Below are 24,380 nucleotides of genomic sequence, written 5' to 3'. Positions count from 1 at the left end.
ATGCGCAAATCCATCAGCCGCCTGGCGGCAAGCATCGGGCTGGGCGCAAGCCTCATCATTGGCAGCCTGACGGCCCCCTCCGCCGCCCAGGCAGAAGGCAAGATCCGCATCGCCGAACAGTTCGGGATCGTCTACCTGCTGCTCAATGTGGTGCGTGATCAGCACCTGATCGAAAAGCATGGCAAAGCGCAGGGCATCGACATCGACGTCGAGTGGGCACAGCTTTCCGGTGGCTCGGCCATCAACGACGCGTTGCTATCCGGCTCCGTGGATATCGCAGGCGCTGGCGTAGGTCCGCTGCTCACCGTCTGGGATCGCACCCAAGGGCGACAGAACGTCAAGGCCGTGGCTTCGTTGGGCAACTTCCCGTATTACCTGGTCAGTAGCAATCCGGCTGTGAAGACCATTGCGGATCTGTCCGAAAAGGACCGAATCGCAGTGCCGGCAATGGGGGTGTCGGTGCAGTCGCGCCTGCTGCAATACGCTGCGGCGCAGCAATGGGGAGATGAGCAGTACAACCGGCTGGACAAGTACACCCTGGCTGTTCCTCATCCCGATGCTACGGCCGCCTTGCTGGCAGGCGGTACCGAACTCAACGGGCATTTCTCCAACCCGCCGTTCCAGGACCAGGCACTGGCCAACAAGAACGTGCACATCGTGCTCGACAGCTACGACCTGCTCGGACCGAATTCGCCCACGCTGCTATTCGCCACCGAAAAATTCCGCAAGGACAACCCCAAGACGTACAAAGCCTTCGTCGATGCCATTGCCGAAGCGGCCACATTCGCCCAGAACGACAAGGCGGCAGCCGCCGATACCTACATCCGGGTGACCAACGCCAAGATCGACCGCGCAAGCCTCATCAAGCTGATCGACAACCCTCGATACGAATTCACCGTCACGCCAAAGAACACTTACAAGCTCGCCGAATTCCTCTACAGGGTCGGCGCGATCAAGCACAAGCCAGCGTCATGGAAGGATTATTTCTTCCAGGATGAACGCCCGTTGCAAGGGAGCTGAGTCATGACTGCGCCATTGCCAGGCCACACGGTCAGCACCTTGATCCACCCCGCAGCACCGCCGTTGCTGAACGTGCAGGGCCTCACCCTCGAGTACCGCACCCGGCAACGGGTGGTGCGCGCGACCCATCAGGTCAGTTTCGAGGTGGATCAGGCAGATCGCTTCGTCCTACTGGGGCCTTCGGGTTGCGGCAAGTCAACCTTGCTCAAGGCCGTGGCTGGCTTCATCGAACCCTGTGAAGGGCAGATCCTGCTTCAGGGGCAGCCCGTCAGCGGCCCGGGGCCGGACCGAATCGTGGTGTTCCAGGAGTTCGACCAGTTGCCACCTTGGAAGACGGTGAAGCACAACGTCATGTTTCCGCTGTTGGTATCGGGCCAATTGAAGCGGGCCGAGGCCGAAGACCGGGCGCTTCACTTCCTGGAAAAAGTCGGCCTTGCAGCTTTCGCCGATGCCTACCCGCATACGCTGTCGGGCGGTATGAAGGCGCGCGTGGCGATCGCCAGGGCCTTGGCCACGCAGCCGAAGATATTGCTGATGGACGAACCCTTTGCCGCACTCGATGCACTTACCCGGCGCAAGATGCAGGAAGAATTGCTGCTGCTCTGGGAGGAAGTGCGCTTCACCCTGCTGTTCGTCACCCACTCTATCGAGGAGGCCTTGGTCGTGGGCAACCGCATCTTGCTGCTCTCACCTCACCCCGGCCGGGTACGCGCCGAGGTGCACAGCCACCAATATGACTTGGGCAGCCTGGGTGGCAGCGATTTCCAGGCCAGTGCCCGGCACATACACCGCTTGTTGTTCGATGAAGCTGCTGGCCCCGCGCAGGTCGACGATATTGGTTTCAATGACATCCGCATTGCCTACTGATCAGGAGTTTGAGCCATGACCACAACCTCTGTGCGCCAGGAATACGAGGTGCAGCTAGAGCCCTTGCTCAGTGTGCCTGTGGAACGCGACCTGTCGTTGACTCAGCGCCTCTGGCAGCACGGCTGGCTGCGCAAGGCCGTCATCCTGGTGGTCATCGCCGTGGTCTGGGAAGCCGTCGCCCGTTACCAGAACAACGACCTGCTGCTACCGACCTTCCTCCAGACCGCTGCCGCGTTTTGGGAAGGCCTGGTCAGTGGAGAGTTGCCGGCCAAGGTCGGCGTGTCGCTGGTGATCCTGCTCAAGGGCTACCTGCTGGGCATCATCCTGGCTTTTGGTCTCACTAGCTTGGCTGTCTCGACCCAGCTTGGGCGCGACTTGCTTGGCACTTTGACCTCCATGTTCAACCCCCTGCCTGCCATCGCCCTGTTGCCATTGGCATTGCTGTGGTTCGGGCTAGGCGAAAACAGCTTGATCTTCGTCCTGGTGCATTCGGTACTCTGGGCCCTGGCGCTCAATACCTATGCAGGATTCCAGGGCGTTTCCGACACCCTGCGCATGGCCGGGCGCAACTACGGCCTCAAAGGGCTACGGCTGGTGATGCACATCCTGGTGCCGGCGGCGTTGCCCTCGATTCTGTCCGGGCTCAAGATCGGCTGGGCGTTCGCCTGGCGCACGTTGATCGCCGCGGAACTGGTCTTTGGCGCCAGCAGCGGCAAAGGTGGCCTGGGTTGGTACATCTTTCAGAACCGCAACGAACTCTATACCGACAAGGTGTTCGCAGGCCTTGCGGTGGTCATCCTGATCGGGCTGCTGGTTGAGGGGATTGTCTTCAGCACGCTGGAGCGCCTGACGGTCAAGCGTTAGGGCATGCAGCGCTGAACAGGCAGGCGCGGACGCCGGCCATTGGCCAAGGCCAGTGAGCGCTCCCCTGATCATGGCGTTTGATACTGGGCTGCGGCGTTGCTGAGAATCTTGCCGATCTCTTCGCGCAACTGCGCAGGCTGCTCGACCACCAGCTCATCCCCACGGCTCAATAGCCACCAGCGCAACGAGCTCCCATCGCTCACCGTGGCCCGCAGCCGATGCCCTTGGTCATGGGCGGTCAACTGCATGTCGCTGCTCAGTGGGGCCTCCCTGAGCTGGCGCGCCAGTGGATCGCTGATGCGTGCCACCAATTCGATGCCTTCGCCCGGTGGCGCTTGCAGCGCCTCTCCTTTGAGGTGTGCCAGCAGATCGGTGGTGCCGCGTAGCTCGTTCACCACGCCGGCCGCCCAGTGCCACCCGTAGGGGATGCTCTTGTCATTGCGCTCCAGCGGAAAGATCAGCGACAGGTCATTGAGGTCGCGCTCCACGGTGCGCTTGCTGACGGTAAAGCCCAGGTCTCGTAGCCGACAAGCCAGTTCGGAACTGGTGAGCCCTGGAGAACGGCCCGGTAGCTGGCGCAGCAGCGCCCACTGACGGCTGAGGGTGGCGCGAGTGGTGGCGAACGGCAAAAGGTAACGTCCTTGTCTAGGCTTGCCGCTCTAGGATGGCGGCACGCGAGGGGCATGGCAATTGGCCACGGACCGCTCAGATCAAGTAAGTGACGGTTGGTTGCCTGCCACCGAATCGTTCGCGACAGGTTTTGACGTCCTGTTGCGCAGAATCACGCCTCATCACAGCCGAAGGTTGAGGTTGTGCATCGTTCAATGAGGATGAACATGTCTGCTGTCGGCAATATCCATTCGCTGCTCGCCCGCCTGCTTCCGGCACAGGTGATCGTTCCTCCCGCCGTTGCCCGACGCCAGCGGCTGTTTGCAGGTGTCGGCATGCCCAGTCAACGGACGATGCTGGTCAGCCGTCTGGACGAAGCCAGTGACCTGCAAGCGGTCTACCAGGATCTGCGCCTGCAAGCCCTGCAAGGGAACGTCGCGGCGCTGAACGACCTTGGTTGGATCTGGCTCAATGGCAAGTACTGGCGTGCTGATACCGTGCTGGCCGGGCACCTGCTGCGCATGGCGGCGTTGCAGGGCAGTGCCGTGGCCTGGTTCAACCTGGGGCAGCAGCACTACTTCGGCAAAGGTGTCGACCGTTCCTACACCCAGGCCGCCGAATGCTACCGCCAGGCGTTCGAGCGGGGCATGTCGCATGCGGCCGCTGCGCTGGGAGACTTGTACGAAGAAGAAGTGTGTGATGCCCGGATTCAATGGCAAGTCGATCCACAGCTTGCCTACCGATGGTTCCTGCAAGGTGCCGAGCAGGGTGAGGCACGCTGTCGCTTTGAGGTTGGCTACCGGCTGATTCACGGTCTGCATGTGCAACCGGAGCTCAAGCCGGCGTTGTACTGGCTCGAACTGGCGGCCGCTGCGGGTGTGGTGCAGGCAGCGGAAGAACTGGCCGTGCACTTCAGTCGACGCGATCAGGAGCGGTATCAGCAATGGCGCGACCGCGCCGTGCAGATGGGCAGTACCTTGGCCCTGACCATGAAGCTGGAAGACCAGGTTCAGCTCTGAAGCGTTGGTGCAGTTAGCTGCGAGCTTTGCACTGTAAACAAGATTTCATGCAGGCGCTTCGTCGCCCCCTGTTGACGGAAGGGGGAGCACCCGGCGTATATTGATAGTTAGCAAACTATGAATATATGTGGTTTTCATGTCCCTTGATCTTCTGCGTCTACAGGTCAGCAGCGGCCTGGTCGTTGCCGCTCGCCACTGGCGCCGCATCTGTCACGTGGCGCTGACCGGCTACGGCATCTCCGAAGCCTGTGCCGCGCCACTGCTGATGATCGTGCGCCTGGGCGATGGCGTGCACCAGGTGGCCGTCGCCCAGGCGGCTGGGCTGGAAAGCCCGTCCCTGGTGCGCTTGCTCGACCAGCTGTGCAAGGCCGGGTTGGTGTTGCGTAGCGAGGATCCACTGGACAGGCGCGCCAAGGCCCTGAGCCTCACAGTTGAAGGGCGCGCGCTGGCCGAGGCCATCGAGGCGGAGCTGGTAAGGGTGCGGGGTGATGTGCTGAGTCGTCTCGATCCAGAGGACCTGCAGGCCACCCTGCGTGTACTGCGCGCATTCGAAGCAGCCGGGCTGGGCAGCACGGGCGGGGTCGCATGAACGGCTTCTTCAGCTCGGTACCGCCGGCTCGCGATTGGTTCTACGGCGTGCGCACCTTCGCCGCCTCGATGATTGCGCTGTATATCGCCCTGCTCATGCAGTTGCCGCGTCCGTACTGGGCCATGGCGACCGTCTACATCGTTTCCAGCCCCTTTCTGGGGCCTACCAGCTCCAAAGCGTTGTACCGCGCCCTGGGTACCTTGCTGGGTGCCGCTGGGGCAGTGCTGTTGGTGCCGCCCCTGGTGCAGTCGCCGCTGCTGCTGAGCATCGCCGTGGCCCTGTGGACGGGGACGTTGCTGTTCCTTTCTCTGAACGTGCGTACGGCCAACAACTACGTGTTCATGCTGGCCGGGTATACCTTGCCGATGATCGCCCTGGCAGTGGTCGACAACCCGTTGGCCGTGTTCGACGTGGCTTCCTCGCGGGCTCAGGAAATTTGCCTGGGGATCGTCTGCGCAGCCGTGGTCGGGGCCATTTTCTGGCCGCGGCGGCTGGCGCCCGTGGTAGTGGGGGCAACCGGTAACTGGTTCAACGAGGCCATTCGCTATAGCGACAGCTATCTGGTCCGGCAGCAGAGCACGGTCGATGTCGGTGGTATGCGCGGGGCGATGGTGGCGACCTTCAACTCACTGGAGTTGATGATCGGCCAGCTCGGCCATGAAGGGACCGGCCCTCATACCTTGAAAAACGCCCGTGAGCTGCGTGGGCGCATGATTCACCTACTGCCGGTCATTGATGCGCTGGACGACGCATTGACGGCCTTGCAAGGGCGCGCTGCGCAGCAATTCGAACAGATCCTACCTGTGCTCGATGCAGCCCGTGAATGGCTCAAGGGCACGGCAGAAAGCCCTTCTGTCCAGCAGTGGGCAGCCTTGCACCAAAGGATCGACGAGCTGCGGCCGGATGCGGCTGCACTGGACCAGCGTGCCGAGCTGTTGCTGTCCAACGCGCTCTACCGGCTCACCGAATGGGTAGATCTGTGGCAGGACTGCTGTACCTTGCAGCATGCCCTGCGCACCGATGACGCCACACCCTGGCGCGCCGTTTACCGCCACTGGCGCCTGGCGCGCTTGCGGCCATTCTTCGACCGGGGCCTGATGCTCTACTCGGTCACCTCCACCGTCCTGGCCATCATCGTTGCCTGCGGCCTGTGGATCGGCCTGGGCTGGAATGACGGCGCCAGTGCGGTGATCCTGGCGGCTGTGTCGTGCAGCTTCTTCGCCGCGATGGACGACCCGGCCCCACAGATCTACCGCTTCTTCTTCTGGACCCTGCTGTCGGTCATTTTCTCGAGCCTGTACCTGTTCCTCGTGCTGCCCAACCTGCATGACTTCCCGATGCTGGTACTGGCCTTCGCCGTGCCTTTCATCTGCATCGGTACGTTGACGGTACAGCCGCGCTTCTACCTGGGGACATTGCTAACTATCGTCAACACCTCGACCTTCATCAGCATCCAGGGTGCTTACGACGCCGATTTCTTCACCTTCCTCAATTCCAACCTCGCCGGCCCGGTTGGCCTGCTCTTCGCGTTCATCTGGACCCTGGTGATGCGCCCCTTTGGTGTGGAGCTGGCTGCCAAACGCATGACCCGTTTCGCCTGGCGCGACATCGTCGAGGTGACCGAGTACGCGACCTTGGCCGAGCATCGCAAGGTGGGTGTAAAAATGCTCGATCGCTTGATGCAGCATTTGCCGCGTCTGTCGCAAACCGGCCAGGACAGCAGCGTGGCGCTACGGGACTTGCGTGTGGGGCTGAACCTGCTCGACTTGCTGGCGTACATGCCGCGCGCCGGTCAGGTTGCCCGTGAGCGACTGACCCTGGTGATCGCTGAAGTGGGTGCCCATTACGCGGCCTGCCTGCGCGCCGGTGAGCGGCTGCACGCGCCACCTGCACTCTTGCGCAACATGGAAAGGGCCCGACTGGCGCTCAGCCTCGATGAACCCTGCGAACGCCTCGACGCCCGCCCGCATTTGTTGCATGCACTGGCTGGTCTGCGCCTGGCACTGCTGCCGGGTGTCGAGGTCATGCTCGAGCCTGCGGAACAACTGCAACTGCCGTCTGGCCTGGATGGAGCGCCCCTGTGATCGGTGAACTGGATATCAGTGGGGTATTCCTGCCCACGCTGCTGGTAATGATGATTGGAACCTACCTGCTGTTTCTGGGTGTCCACGCCGTACTGGTGCGTGTGCACTTCTATCGCCTGGTCTGGCACCGGGCATTGTTCAACGTTGCCCTCTACGCCGTGCTGCTCGGTGCGGTGGACCATTTCTGTCGAAGCCTGATGCTGCCATGAAAAAACCTTTGCTGACCCTGGGCCGTGCGGTCCTTACCCTGTTGGTAGTGACATTTGCCGCCGTACTCGTCTGGCAGATGGTTGTGTACTACCTGTTCGCACCCTGGACGCGCGATGGCCACATTCGCGCCGATGTGATCCAGATCGCCCCGGACGTGTCCGGGTTGATCCAGAAGGTCGAGGTGCGCGACAACCAGACCGTCAAGCGCGGCGATGTGCTGTTCACCATCGACCAGGACCGTTTCAGCCTGGCGCTGCGTCAGGCCAAGGCCACGCTCGGCGAGCGCCAGGAAACCTTGGCCCAGGCCTCGCGGGAGGTGAACCGTAATCGCAAGTTGGGCAACCTGGTCGCGGCCGAACAGCTCGAAGAAAGCCAGTCGCGCCAAGCGCGCGCCCGCTCGGCGGTCAGCGAGGCGCAGGTGGCTGTCGACAGTGCCCAGTTGAACCTTGATCGCTCGGTGGTGCGCAGCCCCGTGGACGGTTACCTCAACGATCGCGCGCCGCGCAACCATGAGTTCGTAACCGCGGGGCGACCGGTGCTGTCGGTGGTCGACAGTGCCTCTTATCACGTCGATGGCTACTTCGAGGAAACCAAGCTGGGGGGCATTCACATCGGGGACGTGGTGGATATTCGTGTGATGGGCGACAACACCCGCCTGCGCGGGCATGTGGAAAGCTTTGCAGCCGGCATCGAGGACCGCGACCGCAGCAGCGGCACCAACCTGCTGCCCAACGTCAACCCTGCCTTCAGCTGGGTGCGGCTGGCCCAGCGGATTCCGGTGCGGATCGCCTTTGACGAAGTCCCGCAGGACTTCCGCATGATTGCCGGGCGAACCGCCACTGTCTCGATCGTCGAGGGCCAGCACCCATGAAACGGCTGATGCTCGCAGGGCTATGCCTGTCGCTTGGCGCGTGCATGACGGTCGGGCCAGACTACGAGCTGCCCAAAGAGGCGGCAATACAGCGCACTGACCTCAACGGCCCCCTGCGCCAGGATGCCGACAGCGTAGTGTCGGCACCGGTGCCGGAGGATTGGTGGCAGCTGTATCACGACCCGCGGTTGAACGCGCTGGTGCGCCAGGCCTTGAGTGCCAATACCGAACTGCGCGTTGCGGCAGCGAACATCGCCAAGGCCCGCGCGCAGGTCGACATCGCTGAGTCTCAAGGGGGCTTCGACGGTGGAGTGAAGCTAGGCGCCCAGCGCCTGCAGGAGTCTGGCGAGGCTTTCTTGCAGCCCGAAAAGGTGCCTGTGGCCAACATCGGCGAGGCGATCATCAGCGCGTCATACCAGTTCGACCTGTGGGGCACCTTCAAGCGCGGCACAGAGGCCGCCAAAGCCAGTGCCGATGCAGTCCAAGCCGCAGCGGACACGGCGCGGATCACGCTGGTGGCAGATGTGGTCAAGGCCTATACCCAGGTATGCTCGGCCAACGAGGAATACCACATTGCCCGTGAGTCGCTCGATTTACAGGCGCAAAGCGTCAAGCTCAGCCAGCGCCTGCGCGATGCGGGGCGTGGCGATGAAACCCAGGTGACGCGGTCGCAAACCCAGTTCAAGTCGTTGGGCGCCGAGCTGCCGCGATTCAAGGCCGAACGTGAGACAGGCCTGTATACCCTGGCCGCATTGCTGGCGGTCCCCGTGCAGAAGTTGCCAGCAGGCGTTGCCGATTGTGCCGAACTGCCGCAGCTGACTCAGCTAGTGCCAGTGGGCGATGGCGCCGCGTTGCTCAAACGTCGCCCCGATGTGCGTCAGGCAGAGCGACAACTGGCTGCTGCTACCGCCAATATCGGTGTGGCGACCGGCGCGCTTTATCCACAGATCAGCATCGGCGCGCAGGTCGGGACCATCGGCATCCTGGACAATTTGGGCGAGCCTTCGACCAACCGTTGGGGCTTCGGCCCGCAGGTCAGCTGGAGTATCCCCACCAATGGCACGCGGGCCCGCATTCGCATGGCCGAAGCGTCCACCCAGGCAGCCTTGGCGAATTTCGATGGCGTAGTGCTCAATGCCATACGCGAAACCCAGACGCGGCTGGCCCAATACAGCGCTTTGCTGGACCGCCGCGATGCACTGGCCGAGGCCGAGAAGTCAGCTCGGGAGGCGGCCGACCAGACGCACCGGTATTATCAGGCTGGGCGGGAGTCGTTCCTGGCGGACTTGCAGGCGACGCGGACCTATACCGACATGCGTGCGCAGTTGGCGGCTGCGAACAGCCAGGTTGCAATGGGGCAGGTTGGCGTGTTCCTGGCGCTTGGAGGCGGTTGGAAGCGACCCGTCGAGCACTGATGGGAAAATAGGGTCTGTGTAAAAAGTCTTGAGAACAGGGTCAGGTGAGGCGAGCGCAGCCCAGGTGGCGGGCTTATGGCTTGTAAATGAGCCTTCCAAGGCCACTGCAAGGCAGGGGCTGCAGCACAGCCCCACGCACTCACAAGGTCAGGCCGGCTGGGGCGCCCTCAGAATATTCTGCAGCAACTGAACACTTTCGACCGCATCGTGACCCAGGCTGGTCAGGTAGCCACCGTCGGGTTGATCGGTCAGGCCTTTTTCGTGCAGCCGCTGCGCGGCGGCGATGAGGGTCGGGGATGCGGTGTTGTGAATCTTGATGCCTTCCTGGCTGCTGTCGAGGTTGAACAGTGCGAGGACTTCCAGTTCAGCGATCAGTTCGGGTGAAAAGGACATGGCGACTCCTGACTTCCAGACGAGGATAGCGGCACCGCGGGGGGTGCCTGAATCTGGAGTGTAGCCGTGTTATTCGTCCTCGCCTTGATCCATCTCAGGAGGCAGTTCAGGCAGCGCGCGCAGGGCGTTTTCATACCACTGGCTATCGAAGGCTCGATCCTGCGCCAGCATGTTGTCGATCTCGAAGGCCAATACGTGGGCCATCAGGTTGAGGATATCCTCGCGCTCATACCCGACCAGTGTCAGCTTGTTGAACGTAGCCTTCGCCGCAGCCGGCTCGCCGCTTTCGATCTGGTTTTCGATGGCCTGCGTCAGCGTGGCTTCGGCAAACGCTTCATCGTCATTGTCGATATCGGTGGGCTCGCTCATGGGATTACTCCTGTGGTGGGCGCTACAGTTTGCCACGTCCGTGGTGGCAATGCCTGGTCATCGACCGGGTGCATGACGCTGGTCAGCCGACGGCGAACGGGCTATAACAGCCCTGCCATCCCCATACGGCCCGGAGGCTGTCGAACCATGCTCAAGCTCCACGGATTCCCTGTCAGCAACTACTACAACATGGTCAAGTTGGCCTTGTTGGAAAAGGGCGTGCCTTTCGAAGAAGTCCTGTTCTTCAGCGGTCAGACGCCTCAGGTGCTGGAAGTCAGCCCACGTGGCAAGGTGCCGGTACTGCAGACCGAGCACGGCTTTCTCAGCGAAACCACGGTGATCCTCGACTACATCGAGCAGACCCAAGGCGGCAAGGCGCTGCTTCCCGCTGACCCGTACGCGCAGGCGAAAGTGCGTGAACTGGTCAAGGAGATCGAGCTGTACATCGAGCTTCCTGCTCGCACCTGCTATGCCGAAGCCTTCTTCGGTATGCCCGTGGAACCATTGGTCAAGGAAAAGGCACGCACCGAGCTTCTGGCAGGTTTCGCCACGCTCAAGCGCAACGGGCGTTTCGCGCCTTACGTGGCAGGCGAGCAATTGACCCTGGCCGACCTGATGTTCTGCTTCTCGGTCGACCTGGCATGCGCCGTAGGCAAGAAAGTGCTCAACATCGACTTCCTTGAAGATTTCCCTCAGGCCAAGGCACTGCTCGAGCAGATGGGGCAGAACCCCCACATGGCAAAAATCGTGGCAGACAAGGAAGCGGCAATGCCGTCATTCCTTGAAATGATGCGCAACAAGCGCTGAAACAGCGGGCGAGTCCGGCCAGATGGGGGCTTGTTTCAAAGCCCCCTTCAACCTCAGTATTTTGCCCATGCGACGAGGGAGGGTTAGCTCTCAACCCGTCACTCAGCGCCGTTAGCGCGCAGCCAGCAACGCCTTGCCGCGAGCCACCGCTGCGCGTACCTGTGCCGGTGCCGTACCACCGATGTGATCACGGGCATTTACCGAGCCTTCCAGCGTAAGAACGGCGAATACGTCCTGTTCGATCTGGTCACTGAACTGACGCAGCTCTTCCAGGCTCATCTCTGCCAGGTCCTTGCCGCTATCGACCCCGTACTTCACCGCGTGGCCCACGATTTCGTGGCAGTCACGGAACGGCAGGCCACGGCGCACCAGGTAGTCGGCCAGGTCCGTTGCGGTCGAGAACCCGCGCAAGGCGGCCTCGCGCATGATGGCATGCTTGGGCTTGATGGCCGGGATCATGTCGGCGAAGGCACGCAGCGAATCGCGCAGCGTGTCTGCGGCATCGAACAGCGGTTCCTTGTCTTCCTGGTTGTCCTTGTTGTAGGCCAGCGGCTGGCCTTTCATCAGGGTCAGCAGTCCGGTCAGCGCACCGAAGACGCGCCCGCTCTTGCCACGCACCAGCTCTGGCACGTCCGGGTTCTTTTTCTGCGGCATGATCGAGCTGCCGGTGCAGAATCGATCGGGCAGGTCGATGAACTGGAACTGGGCACTGGTCCACAGCACCAGTTCTTCGGAGAAGCGCGAGAGGTGCATCATCGCCACACTGGCGGCGGCGCAGAATTCAATGGCGAAGTCACGGTCCGACACGCCGTCCAGGGAGTTGCCTGCCACGGCTTCGAAGCCCAGCAGCTTGCAGGTCAGCTCACGGTCGATCGGGTAGGTGGTGCCGGCCAGCGCAGCGCTGCCCAATGGCATGCGGTTGGTGCGCTTGCGGCAGTCGACCAGGCGTTCATGATCGCGGCTGAGCATTTCGAACCAGGCCAGCAGGTGGTGGCCGAAGGTGACGGGCTGGGCCGTCTGCAGGTGTGTGAAGCCAGGCATGATGGTTTCGGCTTCGCGTTCGGCCTGTTCCAGCAGCCCTTTTTGCAGGCGGGTGATTTCGGCCAGAATCAGGTCGATTTCGTCGCGCAGCCACAGGCGAATGTCGGTTGCGACCTGGTCGTTGCGGCTACGGCCGGTGTGCAATTTCTTGCCGGTGATACCAATGCGGTCGGTCAGACGCGCTTCGATGTTCATGTGCACGTCTTCCAGGTCGACGCGCCAGTCGAAGGCACCAGCCTCGATTTCGCCCTGGATGGTCTTGAGCCCGTCGATGATGGTGTCACGCTCGGCATCGCTGAGCACACCGACTTGCGCCAGCATGGTGGCATGAGCGATGGAGCCCATGATGTCGTGGCGGTACAGGCGCTTGTCGAAATCGACCGAGGCCGTGAAACGGGCGACGAAGGCGTCTACGGGTTCACTGAAGCGGCCGCCCCAGGACTGATTGGTCTTGTCAGTGCTCATGGTTTCACTCATTGCAGGCGTGAACGAAAAATTGCCGCGATGATAACAGGGTTGGGCCCAGTGCCGCAGGGCGCCTGCAGAGTGTGAGGGTGGAAAAGGCGTAGCGCGATGTAGGCCACGGAGATTTCACCGATTGAACGGCAGTGTTCCATGGACCGTCTACAGTTTGACAGAGGCGGGCAGCTAATCTGCCAGCCACAGTGAATCTTTGGCTATCGCACCGGTCTAGAGCGTGACACGCAGCGTCGCTTCACACAGCTGTCTACGCTTTTAACCGTGCGAGACTCACTCAGGAATCCAGCGCAATTATGAATGTCCTGATCGTTGATGACGAACCCCAAGGCCGCGAGCGCCTAAGCCGAATGTTCGGTGAACTCGAGGGTTATACCGTGCTGGAGCCAAGTGCCACCAATGGTGAAGAGGCCCTTGCGCTGATCGAAAGCTTGAAACCCGACATTGTCCTGTTGGATATCGGCATGCCTGGCCTCGATGGTCTGCAGGTCGCCGCCCGACTGTGCGAGCGTGAGGCGCCACCTGCGCTCGTGTTCTGTACCGGTGATGACGAGTACGGGGAAGACGCCTTCAAGGAAACTCCCCTCAGCTACGTGACCAAGCCTGTGCACGGGCAGGCGCTTCGTGAGGCACTGCGCAAGGCCGACCGGCCAAACCGCAGCCAGCTGGCCGCGCTCACTCGTCCAGGCCACGAGGGCGGTGGTCCCCGCAGCCACATCAGTGCCAGAACCCGCAAGGGCATCGAGTTGATCCCTATCGCTCAGATCATCTACTTCATCGCCGATCACAAGTACGTGACCCTGCGCCATGAAACGGGCGAAGTGCTGCTCGACGAGCCGCTCAAGGCACTCGAGGATGAATTTGGCGACCGTTTTGTGCGTATCCACCGCAATGCGCTGGTTGCGCGGGAGCGGATCGAACGCCTGCAACGTACACCTCTGGGGCATTTCCAACTGTACCTTCGAGGGCTCGACGGCGATGCCCTGACCGTGAGCCGGCGTCATGTAGCTGGCGTGCGCAAGATGATGCAGGCCCTTTGAGCGCTTGACGCCGTGGACGTGCCAGTGCTCATGGCAGTCGCACAGGGGCGCACCGCCGGGCCTGTCATCGGCAGCTTCGGCCCAGGCTGTTGATCCGTATCTGCTAGTGCCGCCGGTGATGCTGCTATCATCGGCGGCATTTCTCTGGTTCGGGGCGTTACATGTCCACTCGCGAAATCCGTATTGCCACTCGTAAAAGTGCCCTGGCCCTGTGGCAGGCCGAATACGTCAAGGCGCGCCTGGAACAGGCCCACCCTGGCCTGAAAGTTTCCCTGGTGCCTATGGTCAGCCGGGGCGACAAGCTGCTCGATGCACCTTTGGCCAAGATCGGCGGCAAAGGGCTGTTCGTCAAGGAACTGGAAACCGCTCTGCTCGAGCACGAAGCCGACATCGCCGTGCACTCGATGAAAGACGTCCCCATGGACTTTCCCGAGGGCCTTGGCCTGTATTGCATCTGCGAGCGTGAAGACCCGCGCGATGCGTTCGTTTCCAACCGGTTCGACAGCCTTCAGTCATTGCCTGCCGGCAGCATCGTCGGAACTTCCAGCCTGCGTCGACAGACCCAACTGCTGGCCCGCCGTCCCGACCTGCAGATTCGCTTTCTGCGCGGCAACGTCAATACACGCCTGGCCAAGCTCGACGCGGGTGACTACGACGCCATCATCCTGGCGGCAGCCGGGCTCATCCGGTTGGGCTTCGAAGCGCGAATCACCGATAGCATCAGCGTCGACGACAGCCTTCCTGCCGGGGGGCAAGGCGCTGTTGGCATCGAATGTCGCAGCGCCGACGTAGAGATCCACGCGCTCCTCGCGCCTTTGCATCATCTCGATACGGCCGATCGTGTGGTAGCCGAACGCGCCTTGAACAAACGCCTGAACGGCGGTTGTCAGGTGCCCATCGCCTGTTATGCAGTGCTTGAACAAGACCAGCTGTGGCTTCGGGGCCTGGTAGGGCATCCAGATGGCGGTACGCTGTTGGTCGCCCAGGCTCGGGCGCCTCGCCTGCAAGCTGAAGCACTCGGTGTGCAGGTGGCCGAAGATCTGCTCAATCAGGGTGCTGAGGCCATTCTCAAGGAAGTCTACGGCGAGGCAGGGCATTCGTGAGCCCTTGGCGCCTGCTGTTGACCCGACCCGCTGAGGAGTGTGCAGCGCTTGCCCACACACTGGGCCAAGCTGGCATAGCCAGCAGCTGCATGCCTTTGCTTGCGATCGAACCTGTCATGCTGCAGCCGCCGCAATTGGCGTTGCTCAAGGGACTGTCTACTTACCAAGGGTTCATCGTGGTCAGTAAACCGGCTGCCAGGTTATTGCTGGCGGCAGCGGCGCAGCGGCAACTGCCCGTACCGATGCAGGGTTGGTTCACGGTAGGCGCGGCTACGGCTGCGGTGCTGCAGGATGCACAGCTTGATGTCAGCTTCCCCGCATGCGGGGACGACAGTGAAGCCTTGCTCGAATTGCCTGCGCTCCAACAGGTTCTGGCGAACGCAGGGCCGCGCATCTTGATCGTGCGGGGTGTCGGAGGTCGCGAACTGTTGGCAGAGCGTCTTGCTCAGCGAGGTGCTACCGTCGATTATCTGGAACTGTATCGCCGCGACCTGCCGTCGTACCCTGCGGGCTACCTGTTGCATCGCATCGAAGCGGAACGCCTTAATGGCCTGGTGGTCAGCAGTGGACAGGGTTTCGAACACTTGCAGCAACAGGCTGGTAGCCAATGGCCGCAGCTGGCACGCTTGCCGGTGTTCGTACCAAGCCCGCGGGTCGCTGAACAGGCCCGGGCCGCAGGTGCCCAACACGTTGTGGATTGCCGTGGCGCCAGCGCTGCGGCCTTGCTGGCAGCCGTGCAGCGCAGCGCTGCACCTGCCGACCCAGGCGCCAAGCTCTAGGCGGCGCGCCCCCATGCAAAGGATGGATACGTGAGCGAGACTGTCTTGTCCAACAAGGATCAAACGTCGGCCCAGGCGCCGACGGAGCCTGTCACCCCAGTGCCCGCCAAGCGCTCCGGCAATGGCTTAGCCGCGCTGGCCCTGTTGTTGGGCGCTGCCGGCATCGCTGTAGGCGGCTGGGGCGCCTGGCAAGTGCACCAACTGCAAGGCAGCGAGTTCGACCAGGGCCAGCACCTGGAGGCGCTGAACCAGCGAGCCGAGGCGCTTCAGCAGCGTGAACAGAAAATCAGCGCACAGTTGGCCGGTCTGCCGGCAGCCAGTGAGCTTGAAGACCGTCGTCGTCTGGTCGCGCAGCTCCAAGGCGATCAGCAACGCCTGAGTCAGCGGCTTGAGACCGTACTGGGTGAAAGCCGCAAGGAATGGCGCCTGGCCGAAGCCGAGCACTTGTTGCGCCTGGCGACCTTGAGGCTGTCGGCCTTGCAGGACATCACCAGTGCCAAGGCGCTGGTCGAAGGGGCCGACGAGATTTTGCGCGAGCAAAGCGACCCTGGCGCCTTCGCCGCGCGCGAGCAACTGGCCCGCAGCCTCGCCACGCTCAACAATACCCAGCAGCCTGACCGCACCGGTCTGTTCCTGGAGTTGGCGGCCCAGCGTGAGCTCGTCCAGCAACTGAGCGCCCAGTCCCCGGAATTCGACAATGACGCCAATGCCATGGGTGCGCTGACCAGTGACGGCGATGGCGCCAGTCGCCTGTCCAAATGGTGGTCGGAAATATCCAAGTATTTCCAGATTGAATTCAATGCCGACGAGAACGTGAAACCGTTGCTCGCGGGTCAGCAGCTCAATCAGCTGCGCCTGGCGTTGAGTCTTACGCTGGAACAGGCGCAATGGGCAGCGCTCAACGGCGATGCGAAGGTCTATGCCCAGGCATTGGATGATGCACGCAGCGTGCTGCTGGCCAACTTCAACGCCGACAATCCGCAGAGCAAAGCCATGCTCGACAGCCTGAACGCACTGGCCGAGCAACCCGTTTCGGTCGTAACCCCTGACCTCAGTGAAAGCCTTGCCTCCGTTCAGGCCTATATCCAGCGCCGGCATCTGCCTGCCGAGGACAAGGGAGACAAGCCATGAAGCGTGTCTACCTGTTGGCGGTACTGGCCATTGTGGTGGCAGCGGCCCTCGGCGTGGCCGTGGCCAAGCACAGCGGCTACGTGATGATTTCCTATGGCAGCTTCCGTTATCAGTCCGGGCTTTGGGCCGCGCTGTTGGGCTTGCTGGCCGTCATCCTGGCGCTGTTGGTGCTGCGTTTTCTGGTCGGCCTGCTCCTGGCGTCCGGCGGGGCGGTCAACCCTTGGTCCCGGCGCAACCGCAGCCGGCGCAACCGCGTTGCCATCGAACAGGGCCAACTGGATCTGGCAGAAGGGCGCTGGGCCAGCGCCCAGCGTCATCTGCACAGGGCTGCAGAAGCCGAACGCCAACCGCTGATGTATTACCTTGGCGCCGCCAAGGCCGCCAACGAGCAGGGCCGTGTCGAGGAAAGCGACGGTCTGCTGGAGCGTGCGCTGGAGCGGCAACCTCAGGCAGAGCTTGCCGTGGCCTTGACCCATGCCCAACTGCAAATGGACCGTGGCGACAACGACGGGGCGCTGGAGACGTTGCTGGCCATGCAGGAGCGCCATCCACAGAACACTCAGGTACTGCGTTTGTTGCAACGCTTGCAGCTTGAGCGCGGCGACTGGTCTGCGCTCATTCGCCTGATGCCGGACCTGCGCAAGAACAAGGTATTGCCCGCCACCGAGCTCGCCACGCTCGAACGTCGTGCCTGGGGGCAAAACCTGAGCCTGGCACAGACCCGGGGTGAAGATGCGCAAACGGCCCGCCAAGCCCTGGAGCGTGCCTGGCAGCAATTGACCTCCGCCCAGCGTCAGGAGCCGCAACTGGTCCTGGCCTATGCCGAGCAACTGCGCCAGCTCGGCGCTCAGGGCGAGGCCGAGCAGGTATTGCGCACGGCGCTCAAGCGCAACTACGAAAGCCACCTTGCTCGGCTGTACGGCCTGGTGCGCGGTGAAGACCCTGCCCAGCAGCTGCAGACCGCCGAAGCTTGGCTCAAGGACCATCCTCAGGATGCCAGCCTGCTGCTGACGCTGGGTCGGCTCAGCTTGCAGAATCGGCTGTGGGGCAAGGCCCGTGACTATCTGGAAAGCAGCTTGCGCATGGAGCGCAACCCCGAGGCCTGCGCTGAGCTGGCACGTCTGCTCGCAGGCCTTGGCGAAACGGAGCGCAGCAACCAACTCTTCCAGGAAGGGCTTGGTTTGCTCGATGAGCGACTGCTGGCGCTGCCGTTGCCGGAGACGGTTCGCGCTTGACCTGACCTTGGCCCGCGCAAAGCCGCGGGCTTCAAGGGGAGGTAATCTTTCGGCTCGGGCCAGAGAAATCCTGACGTATTTTCTTAAGGCGCGTCTTACACAGCAGTTGGATATTTCTTAGGTAACGCTGGGAATTGTCTCGACTGTTGTGCCTTGAAACAAAGGATGTGATTCCTCTACCGTTTCAAGCCACGACTACCGATACCGGGACCCTCACTGCCCATGCTGCCGGCCCGCCTGCGTACTTTCTTCTTCCCAACCTGCCTGGTGGCATTCACTGCCCTGGTCACTGCATTCAAGCTGCAAGATGCGCTCGGGCTTTTGCCGTGCCTACTGTGTGTGACACAACGGGCGCTGCTGGCAGGGTATGTACTGGTGTGTCTAAGCGCAGTGCTGCATGGGCCGGCACTCGAAGGCCAACGCCGCTATGCCCAGCTAGCGCTTGGCTTTGCACTGGGTGGCGCTGCAGTAGCCGCAAGGCATGTCTGGCTGCAGGGGGTTGCGGCCGATGACCTGGTCTGCCCCGTCGCCATCGACCACAACGCTGGGCAGTACTGGAACGAGCTTGCCCGGCAACTATTTTCCGGTGCCCCTGATTGCAATGCGCTGACCTGGAGCTTCATGGACTTGACGTTACCCGAATGGAGCCTGATGGCCTTTGTGCTCCTGGCTGCGTTTGCGCTCGGTCATCTACTTGCAGGTCGCCTGCATGCCCTGCTCACCCATGACCTCAAACAACGCTGAGCCGCAGCACGACCAATGGCGGTAAGACGGCGTATTAAACACTTGTACGAAGTTATTACCCTGCGTACCTTGAAGGGCAGCTTGCGTGGGAATAATCTCCGAGCACGCCTACCGAAAATCCAAGGTTTGATGCTGTTCTGCTAATTCAATCTCGTGCCTTAGCAGCGCTACGCGAGGAGCAGCGGCATCTACCCACAGGGGAAGAGATCGCCATGCTCGATAGTTGTCAGAATGCACAGGAACGCTGGGGCGGGGTCAACGCGCTGATCGACCGTTGGCTGAGCGAGCGCGAGCAACTGGTTCATGCCTATCGTTCGTTGCGTGATGCCAAACCGGCCTTTGCAGACAAAGACACCAACGGCGACTTCTGTGCGCTGCTGGTGGACTATGTCTCGGCGTGGCATTTCGAAATCTGTGAACAACTGGTCAGCGAGGCCAAGGCATTTGGAGACACCCGAGCCCTTGATCTTGCAGGCGAGATCAGCCCACGCATTGATGACATTACCCAGATTGCACTGGCGTTCAACGATCACTGCGTCAAGGCTGAATGCAAGGACACCGAACGCTTCGCCGAGAAGCTTGGCAAGCTTGGCAGCTTGTTGCATGAGCGCTTCGAGCTTGAAGATTGCCTGATCGAAGTGCTGCACAACGCGCACAAGGAAGAAGGCCTGGCGCCCGTCTGAGGGTCATTCAGTCCTTGGTTTGCAGCAATTGGATTTCAAAAACCAGCGGCGTGTAGGGTGCAATCAGATCACCCGCGCCGTCGGCGCCGTAGGCCAGTGCAGACGGAATCACCAGTCGCCATTTTGCACCCGCATGCATTTGCGGCAGCGCCATCTGCCAGCCCTCGATAACCGAGTCGAGGCTGAACCACTGCGGCTCACGGCTTTGGTCGAACACTTCTCCACTGGGCAACCGTCCCACGTAATTGACCAGCACCTTGGCGCCCGCCTTGGGCTGCGGTCCATTGCCTGCTTGTAGCTCGCTGTACAGCACACCTTGCATCAACTCATGAACGCCAGCACGGGCCCGCTCATTGGCCATGAAACGTATCTCTGCGGCTTCAGGCGCCTGGGGCGCAGCGTCTTGCTGCGGTTGGTGCTGTTCGAGCAGCGCCTGCATGCGGGCCTGGCTCAACTTCAAGGGCTGTTCCTGGTAAGACTGGCGCAAGCCTTCGACGAGCGCATCGAGCTGTAGCCTTGGCATTTCCTGTCGCAGCCGTTCACCCAGACTGGCACCCAGGCTGTAGGCAAGGTCCTGATCATCGGTGTCGGCCACGGCCAACATCGGCAGTAGGCAAAAACCTAGAACAATGGATCGAAGCATGACCAATTCCTACGGCGGTGGGGGGCGAAGTATGCCAGTGTTCACGACGGTACGGGCTCGCGGCGTGCCGGACCACACGGTGCATTGATCAACGACAGGTCAGCGCTGGCGAAGCGTAGTTAATTGCCGTGCTTGCGGTGCGAGATGTGCTCAGACGTTGATATGCAACAGTGTATGGATATTGCGGTCAAGATGCCCTAGCGGCCTGCGCAGCGGAAGCATAGTATGAGTCGCACTCTCATCAGTCAGGAGGTAAGTCATGTCGGCCAAGAAAAAGCCAGTCAGCACGCCGTTACACCTGCTTCAGCAACTTTCGGGTAGCTTGCTTGAACATTTGGAAGAGGCCTGCTCGCAAGCGCTGGCTGATGCAGAGAAGCTGTTGGCCAAGTTGGAAAAGCAGCGCGGCAAGGCCCAGGAAAAACTGCATAACGGTCGCTTGAAGTTGCAAGACGCAGCAACGGCGGGCAAAGCCAAGTCGCAGAACAAGGCCAAAAAGGCCGTTGCCGAGCTCGAAGAGCTGCTCGACTCGCTCAAGGACCGCCAGACCCAGACCCGCGGCTACATCCAGCAATTAAAGCGCGATGCTCAGGACAGCCTGAAACTGGCCCAAGGCGTTGGCAAGGTGCGTGAAGCCGCCACCAAGGCCCTCGACCAACGTGCAGCCCAGGCTGCCGCCCCAGCTGCTACCAAGCCTGCTACCAAGACCACAGCCGCCAAATCGCCTACCCCAGCCACTGGCAAGGCCAAACCGGCTGCGCGCACCGCAGCTACCAAGCCTGCAGCCAAGGCCGCTGACGCACAATCCGTGGCAGCCAAACCTGCTGCCAGATCGGCCTCGAAGCCTACCGCAACCAAGGCTGCCACAAAGCCGGGCGCAGCCAAGTCCCCTGCGAAAGCGACAGCGGCCAAGGCTTCAGCGGCTGAATCTTCTGCATCCAGCACCCAGGCTGCCAAGGCGACGTCAGCCAAGCCTGCAGCCAAGGCAGCGAGTGCAAAAGCCGCAAGCAAGCCCGCACCTGCGAAACCCTCTACCCGTGGCACCGCCACCCGAACGGCCACTCGCACTGCCAGCAGCCGATCCACAAGTGCCAAGCCGGCGACGGCTGCCGACGACAAAGCCCCAGCGTCCGGCAACTCGGTGAACCCTGCCACACCTGTATCCGACGTAGGAGCTGCTCAGTCGTCGTCCACCGACGCCTGATGCGCCAGCGCCGCCGCGCGCAACTGCTCAAGTGCGCGGTGATCTCGCAGCTGGCTCGGTGCAAGCCAAGCCAGCCAGTCGCCAGTATGTCCCGGTCTGCCGGCGGGCCACTGTGCTGCACAGGCTTGCAAGCGTTCCAACAGCGCTTTTTCAGCTGAAAGCTCCAGTCTTTTGAGTTGCTCTCGCAGCTCAGCCAACGGTGGGTCGCCTTTCGCTGATTCTCGCCATTGTTCGCGCAGGCTTCGCAAGGGTGAGACCACATCCCGTTGCCAGGGCCCTGCACAGCCCTGCAAGGCCTCGACGCGCTGTTGCTGCACCTCGATTGACCTGGCCTGCAGCCAGGTGGCGCACAATAGCAGGCACACGTCGCCCCCTTGCCGTTGCAGGTCGAGGCAAGCCGCTTCCACACCGGGCCTGGCGTACAGGCTCAAGGCGTGATCCCACAAGTCGCATTGCATGGTTCCACTCGCGCTATGGGCCGAGGAAGCTGGTAGACTCCGCGACCATCATGATCAGACTATCCAACCTCACTTTACAGCGTGGTCCGCAGCGCTTGCTAGATGGCGCCGAGATGACCCTGCACACCGGTCACAAGGCCGGCCTCATCGGTGCCAACGGTGCCGGCAAATCCAGCTTGTTCGCTTTGCTGCGCGGTGAGTTGTCGCCCGATGGCGGTGATTGCCACCTGCCGGCAGACTGGCGGATCGCGCACATGCGCCAGGAGGTCGATACCCTCGACCGGGTGGCCGTGGACTATGTGCTCGACGGCGATGTGCGATTGCGCAGGGTGCAGGCTGCGTTGGCAGAGGCCGAGCAGGCCCATGACGGTACGGCACTGGCCCGGCTGCACAGTGAGTTGGACAGTGCGGACGGTTATACCGCCGATGCGCGAGCGCGCAAGCTGCTGGCGGGGCTAGGCTTTACCAACGAGCAGATGGACCGCCGCGTCGGCGACTTCTCCGGTGGATGGCGGATGCGCCTGAACCTGGCCCAGGCATTGATGTGCCCCTCCGATCTGTTATTGCTCGACGAACCGACCAACCACTTGGACCTGGACGCCATCCTCTGGCTGGAAGACTGGCTCAAGGGCTACCCGGGCACGCTGTTGCTGATCTCCCACGACAGGGATTTTCTCGATGCCGTGGTCGATCACGTGCTGCATGTCGAACAGCGCAAGCTGAACCTGTACAAGGGCGGCTACAGTGCATTCGAACGCACCCGTGCCGAACGCCTGGCACAACAGCAGCAAGCATACGAGAAGCAGCAGGCGCAGCGTGCGCACATGGAAAAATACATTGCGCGCTTCAAGGCCCAGGCCACCAAGGCGCGTCAGGCACAGAGCCGCATAAAGGCCCTGGAGCGCATGGAGGAGCTGTCGGCCGCTCACGTGGATTCGCCGTTCGATTTCGTGTTCCGCGAGTCGCAGAAAATCTCCAGCCCCTTGTTGAGCCTGTCCGAAGGGCGGTTGGGTTACGGCGACAAGGCCATTCTCGAGAAGGTCAAGCTGCAGCTGGTGCCGGGTGCACGCATCGGCCTGCTAGGCCCCAACGGCGCCGGCAAGTCCACCTTGATCAAGAACCTTGCCGGTGAGCTTGAGCCATTGTCCGGGCGCCTGGTGCGGGGTGAAAACCTCGCCGTCGGCTATTTTGCCCAGCATCAGCTCGACTCGTTGGACGACAAGGCCAGCCCCTTGCTGCACCTGCAGCGCATTGCCCCAACCGAGCGCGAGCAGACGCTGCGCGACTTCCTCGGTGGTTTCGATTTTCATGGCGATCGCGTAGACGAGCCGGTCGTGAACTTCTCGGGTGGCGAAAAGGCACGGCTTGCGCTGTCGCTTATCGCCTGGGAGCGGCCAAACCTGCTGCTGCTCGACGAACCCACCAACCACCTGGACCTGGAAATGCGCCTGGCCCTGACCATGGCATTGCAGGAGTTTGCAGGTGCAGTGGTGGTGGTGTCCCACGACCGGCATCTGCTCAAAAGCACAACCGATGACTTCTTGCTGGTCGCCGACGGTAAGGTCGAGCCCTTCGACGGGGACCTCGATGACTATAGCCGCTGGCTCGTGGAATATCGCCAGCGCAACGCGCCGGTCAGTAGCGCGGTAACCAACCCCGACAAGACCGACAAGAAGGCCATGCGCCAGGCTGCGGCAGCATTGCGCCAACAACTGGCGCCGCACAAGAAGACCGCTGACAAGCTTGAAGCTGAACTCAACCAGGTGCATGCGCAGTTGGCCGAGATCGAGACTGCGTTGGGTGATGGTGGTCTTTACGAAGCCGCCCGCAAGGACGAGCTGCGTGAATTGCTGGCCCGGCAAACCGCGCTCAAGCAGCGTGAAGGTGACCTCGAAGACGCTTGGATGCAGGCACTGGAAACGCTCGAAACCATGCAGGCCGAACTCGAAGCGCTCAGCTGACGCGCTTTTTGCGAGCGCTGCTACCGACCCTTCGCAAGCAGCGCTGCAAAATCGCTGAAATTGCGCTGGTCATTTTTTCATCGGCACCTTAGCTTAATGCTTTGAAACATGTGCATGAGCGAGGTGTGGGATGTCGATGGAAGTGTGGTTGGGCTTTTTTGCCGCCTGCTGGGTTATCAGCCTGTCTCCGGGTGCGGGCGCTATCGCCTCGATGTCTAGTGGGCTGCAATATGGGTTCTGGCGCGGCTACTGGAATGCGCTGGGCTTGCAGATCGGCCTGGTGATGCAGATCGCCATCATTGCGGCAGGCGTCGGGGCCATCCTGGCTGCTTCGGCCACCGCATTCCATGTGATCAAATGGTTCGGCGTCGCCTACCTGGTGTACCTGGCCTATAAGCAATGGCGCGCCCTGCCCATGGACATGAGCGATGAATCCGGTATACGACCCATCGGCAAACCGCTGAGCCTGGTGTTCCGGGGTTTTCTTGTGAACGTCAGCAACCCCAAGGCCCTGGTGTTCATGCTGGCGGTGCTGCCGCAGTTCATCAATCCTCATGCGCCTTTGTTACCACAGTACATCGCCATCGCCGCTACCATGGTTGCCGTCGATCTGCTGGTGATGGCGGGTTATACGGGGCTTGCAGCACGCGTGCTTAGGGTGCTGCGCACACCCAAGCAGCAAAAGCGCCTCAACCGTACCTTTGCCGGGCTGTTCATCGGTGCGGCCACGTTCCTGGCCACCTTGCGCCGCGCGCCGCTGTAAATCC

Annotated in this window: 26 protein-coding genes; 20 read left to right on the top strand and 6 right to left on the bottom strand. The window is 61.8% G+C overall.

The genetic code is table 11. The features are described 5' to 3' along the window. From FH041_RS16675 to FH041_RS16665, 3 genes are read left to right on the top strand one after another with little or no spacing between them, the layout of a single operon-like run. A complete protein-coding gene (locus tag FH041_RS16675; protein ID WP_140174888.1) occupies positions 1–1,020 on the top strand; it encodes an ABC transporter substrate-binding protein in 1,020 nt (339 codons plus the stop codon). 3 nt (positions 1,021–1,023) lie between these two features. Further along, positions 1,024–1,887, top strand: coding sequence for an ABC transporter ATP-binding protein (locus tag FH041_RS16670; RefSeq protein ID WP_128611034.1), 864 nt, complete (start codon positions 1,024–1,026; stop codon positions 1,885–1,887). A gap of 15 nt (positions 1,888–1,902) precedes the next feature. Further along, positions 1,903–2,751 carry an ABC transporter permease gene (locus FH041_RS16665; RefSeq protein ID WP_140174886.1) on the top strand — a complete coding sequence of 283 codons (849 nt, stop codon included), beginning with the start codon at positions 1,903–1,905 and terminating at the stop codon, positions 2,749–2,751. Positions 2,752–2,819: 68 nt separating this feature from the next. On the opposite strand, the gene FH041_RS16660 is transcribed toward FH041_RS16665, so the two are convergent. Then, positions 2,820–3,380: a WYL domain-containing protein gene (locus FH041_RS16660; protein ID WP_027914179.1), complete on the bottom strand. Its 561-nt coding sequence runs from the start codon at positions 3,378–3,380 to the stop codon at positions 2,820–2,822. Positions 3,381–3,587: 207 nt separating this feature from the next. On the opposite strand from FH041_RS16660, the gene FH041_RS16655 reads away from it, so the two are divergent. The 6 genes from FH041_RS16655 to FH041_RS16630 all read left to right on the top strand — a co-directional run bounded on the left by FH041_RS16655 (position 3,588) and on the right by FH041_RS16630 (position 9,548). Further along, positions 3,588–4,379 carry a tetratricopeptide repeat protein gene (locus FH041_RS16655; RefSeq protein WP_088523686.1) on the top strand — a complete coding sequence of 264 codons (792 nt, stop codon included), beginning with the start codon at positions 3,588–3,590 and terminating at the stop codon, positions 4,377–4,379. Between the two features lie 136 nt (positions 4,380–4,515). Continuing rightward, positions 4,516–4,968: a MarR family winged helix-turn-helix transcriptional regulator gene (locus FH041_RS16650; RefSeq protein WP_027914177.1), complete on the top strand. Its 453-nt coding sequence runs from the start codon at positions 4,516–4,518 to the stop codon at positions 4,966–4,968. After that, positions 4,965–7,052 (top strand): FUSC family protein, encoded by a 2,088-nt coding sequence (locus FH041_RS16645; RefSeq protein ID WP_027914176.1) that lies wholly within the window; start codon positions 4,965–4,967, stop codon positions 7,050–7,052. Before FH041_RS16650 ends, FH041_RS16645 begins: the two co-directional genes overlap by 4 nt. Then, positions 7,049–7,261 (top strand): DUF1656 domain-containing protein, encoded by a 213-nt coding sequence (locus FH041_RS16640; RefSeq protein WP_023535833.1) that lies wholly within the window; start codon positions 7,049–7,051, stop codon positions 7,259–7,261. The genes FH041_RS16645 and FH041_RS16640 overlap by 4 nt, the downstream gene beginning before the upstream one ends. Then, positions 7,258–8,133, top strand: coding sequence for an HlyD family secretion protein (locus FH041_RS16635; protein ID WP_140174884.1), 876 nt, complete (start codon positions 7,258–7,260; stop codon positions 8,131–8,133). Before FH041_RS16640 ends, FH041_RS16635 begins: the two co-directional genes overlap by 4 nt. Next, entirely contained in the window at positions 8,130–9,548 is a 1,419-nt protein-coding gene (locus tag FH041_RS16630; RefSeq protein WP_059183475.1) for an efflux transporter outer membrane subunit, read from the top strand. Before FH041_RS16635 ends, FH041_RS16630 begins: the two co-directional genes overlap by 4 nt. A gap of 147 nt (positions 9,549–9,695) precedes the next feature. Here the strand turns inward: FH041_RS16630 and FH041_RS16625 are convergent, their stop codons facing one another. Together FH041_RS16625 and FH041_RS16620 are read right to left on the bottom strand one after the other, a co-directional pair. Next, complete coding sequence (locus FH041_RS16625; protein ID WP_023535777.1) at positions 9,696–9,941, bottom strand: TIGR02647 family protein; 246 nt, start codon at positions 9,939–9,941, stop codon at positions 9,696–9,698. A gap of 69 nt (positions 9,942–10,010) precedes the next feature. After that, a complete protein-coding gene (locus FH041_RS16620; RefSeq protein ID WP_023535746.1) occupies positions 10,011–10,310 on the bottom strand; it encodes a hypothetical protein in 300 nt (99 codons plus the stop codon). 147 nt (positions 10,311–10,457) lie between these two features. Here FH041_RS16620 and FH041_RS16615 point away from each other — a divergent pair, with 147 nt between their 5' ends. Beyond that, positions 10,458–11,117, top strand: a complete 660-nt coding sequence (locus tag FH041_RS16615; protein WP_027914173.1) for a glutathione S-transferase — start codon at positions 10,458–10,460, stop codon at positions 11,115–11,117. Positions 11,118–11,228: 111 nt separating this feature from the next. Here FH041_RS16615 and argH read toward each other — a convergent pair whose 3' ends face one another. Beyond that, positions 11,229–12,623 carry an argininosuccinate lyase gene (gene argH, locus FH041_RS16610; RefSeq protein ID WP_027914172.1) on the bottom strand — a complete coding sequence of 465 codons (1,395 nt, stop codon included), beginning with the start codon at positions 12,621–12,623 and terminating at the stop codon, positions 11,229–11,231. 308 nt (positions 12,624–12,931) lie between these two features. On the opposite strand from argH, the gene FH041_RS16605 reads away from it, so the two are divergent. From FH041_RS16605 to FH041_RS16580, 7 genes are all read left to right on the top strand, one after another. Then, complete coding sequence (locus FH041_RS16605; RefSeq protein WP_088523688.1) at positions 12,932–13,675, top strand: LytTR family DNA-binding domain-containing protein; 744 nt, start codon at positions 12,932–12,934, stop codon at positions 13,673–13,675. 161 nt (positions 13,676–13,836) lie between these two features. After that, positions 13,837–14,778 (top strand): hydroxymethylbilane synthase, encoded by a 942-nt coding sequence (gene hemC / locus FH041_RS16600; protein WP_027914170.1) that lies wholly within the window; start codon positions 13,837–13,839, stop codon positions 14,776–14,778. Continuing rightward, positions 14,775–15,557 carry a uroporphyrinogen-III synthase gene (locus tag FH041_RS23040; RefSeq protein WP_027914169.1) on the top strand — a complete coding sequence of 261 codons (783 nt, stop codon included), beginning with the start codon at positions 14,775–14,777 and terminating at the stop codon, positions 15,555–15,557. The genes hemC and FH041_RS23040 overlap by 4 nt, the downstream gene beginning before the upstream one ends. 30 nt (positions 15,558–15,587) lie before the next feature. After that, positions 15,588–16,688 (top strand): uroporphyrinogen-III C-methyltransferase, encoded by a 1,101-nt coding sequence (locus FH041_RS23035; protein WP_049696782.1) that lies wholly within the window; start codon positions 15,588–15,590, stop codon positions 16,686–16,688. Beyond that, on the top strand, positions 16,685–17,923 hold the full coding sequence (locus FH041_RS16590; protein ID WP_027914167.1) for a heme biosynthesis HemY N-terminal domain-containing protein: 1,239 nt from the start codon (positions 16,685–16,687) through the stop codon (positions 17,921–17,923). The genes FH041_RS23035 and FH041_RS16590 overlap by 4 nt, the downstream gene beginning before the upstream one ends. A gap of 222 nt (positions 17,924–18,145) precedes the next feature. Continuing rightward, the gene (locus tag FH041_RS16585) at positions 18,146–18,667 is read left to right on the top strand and encodes a disulfide bond formation protein B (RefSeq protein ID WP_028688203.1); all 522 of its coding nucleotides are present in this window, start codon (positions 18,146–18,148) and stop codon (positions 18,665–18,667) included. A gap of 212 nt (positions 18,668–18,879) precedes the next feature. After that, entirely contained in the window at positions 18,880–19,350 is a 471-nt protein-coding gene (locus FH041_RS16580; RefSeq protein ID WP_028688202.1) for an Rsd/AlgQ family anti-sigma factor, read from the top strand. 7 nt (positions 19,351–19,357) lie between these two features. Here the strand turns inward: FH041_RS16580 and FH041_RS16575 are convergent, their stop codons facing one another. Then, complete coding sequence (locus FH041_RS16575) at positions 19,358–19,993, bottom strand: FKBP-type peptidyl-prolyl cis-trans isomerase (RefSeq protein WP_104925690.1); 636 nt, start codon at positions 19,991–19,993, stop codon at positions 19,358–19,360. Positions 19,994–20,252: 259 nt separating this feature from the next. On the opposite strand from FH041_RS16575, the gene FH041_RS16570 reads away from it, so the two are divergent. Then, positions 20,253–21,194, top strand: a complete 942-nt coding sequence (locus FH041_RS16570; protein WP_028688201.1) for an AlgP family protein — start codon at positions 20,253–20,255, stop codon at positions 21,192–21,194. Here FH041_RS16570 and FH041_RS16565 read toward each other — a convergent pair. After that, complete coding sequence (locus FH041_RS16565) at positions 21,170–21,652, bottom strand: TIGR02444 family protein (protein WP_027914163.1); 483 nt, start codon at positions 21,650–21,652, stop codon at positions 21,170–21,172. The genes FH041_RS16570 and FH041_RS16565 overlap by 25 nt on opposite strands. A gap of 50 nt (positions 21,653–21,702) precedes the next feature. Between FH041_RS16565 and FH041_RS16560 the strand changes: the two genes are divergently transcribed. Both FH041_RS16560 and FH041_RS16555 read left to right on the top strand, forming a co-directional pair. Further along, positions 21,703–23,613: an ATP-binding cassette domain-containing protein gene (locus tag FH041_RS16560; RefSeq protein ID WP_028688200.1), complete on the top strand. Its 1,911-nt coding sequence runs from the start codon at positions 21,703–21,705 to the stop codon at positions 23,611–23,613. A 130-nt stretch (positions 23,614–23,743) separates the two neighbouring features. Continuing rightward, positions 23,744–24,376: a LysE family transporter gene (locus FH041_RS16555; protein ID WP_027914161.1), complete on the top strand. Its 633-nt coding sequence runs from the start codon at positions 23,744–23,746 to the stop codon at positions 24,374–24,376. Positions 24,377–24,380: the final 4 nt, after the last annotated feature.

The organism is Pseudomonas sp. SWI7 (assembly GCF_006351945.1).
Taxonomy (GTDB): Bacteria; Pseudomonadota; Gammaproteobacteria; order Pseudomonadales; family Pseudomonadaceae; genus Aquipseudomonas; species Aquipseudomonas fulva.
Note: the sequence above shows the minus strand (reverse complement) of the source record. Positions and strands in the feature narration are given on the sequence as shown.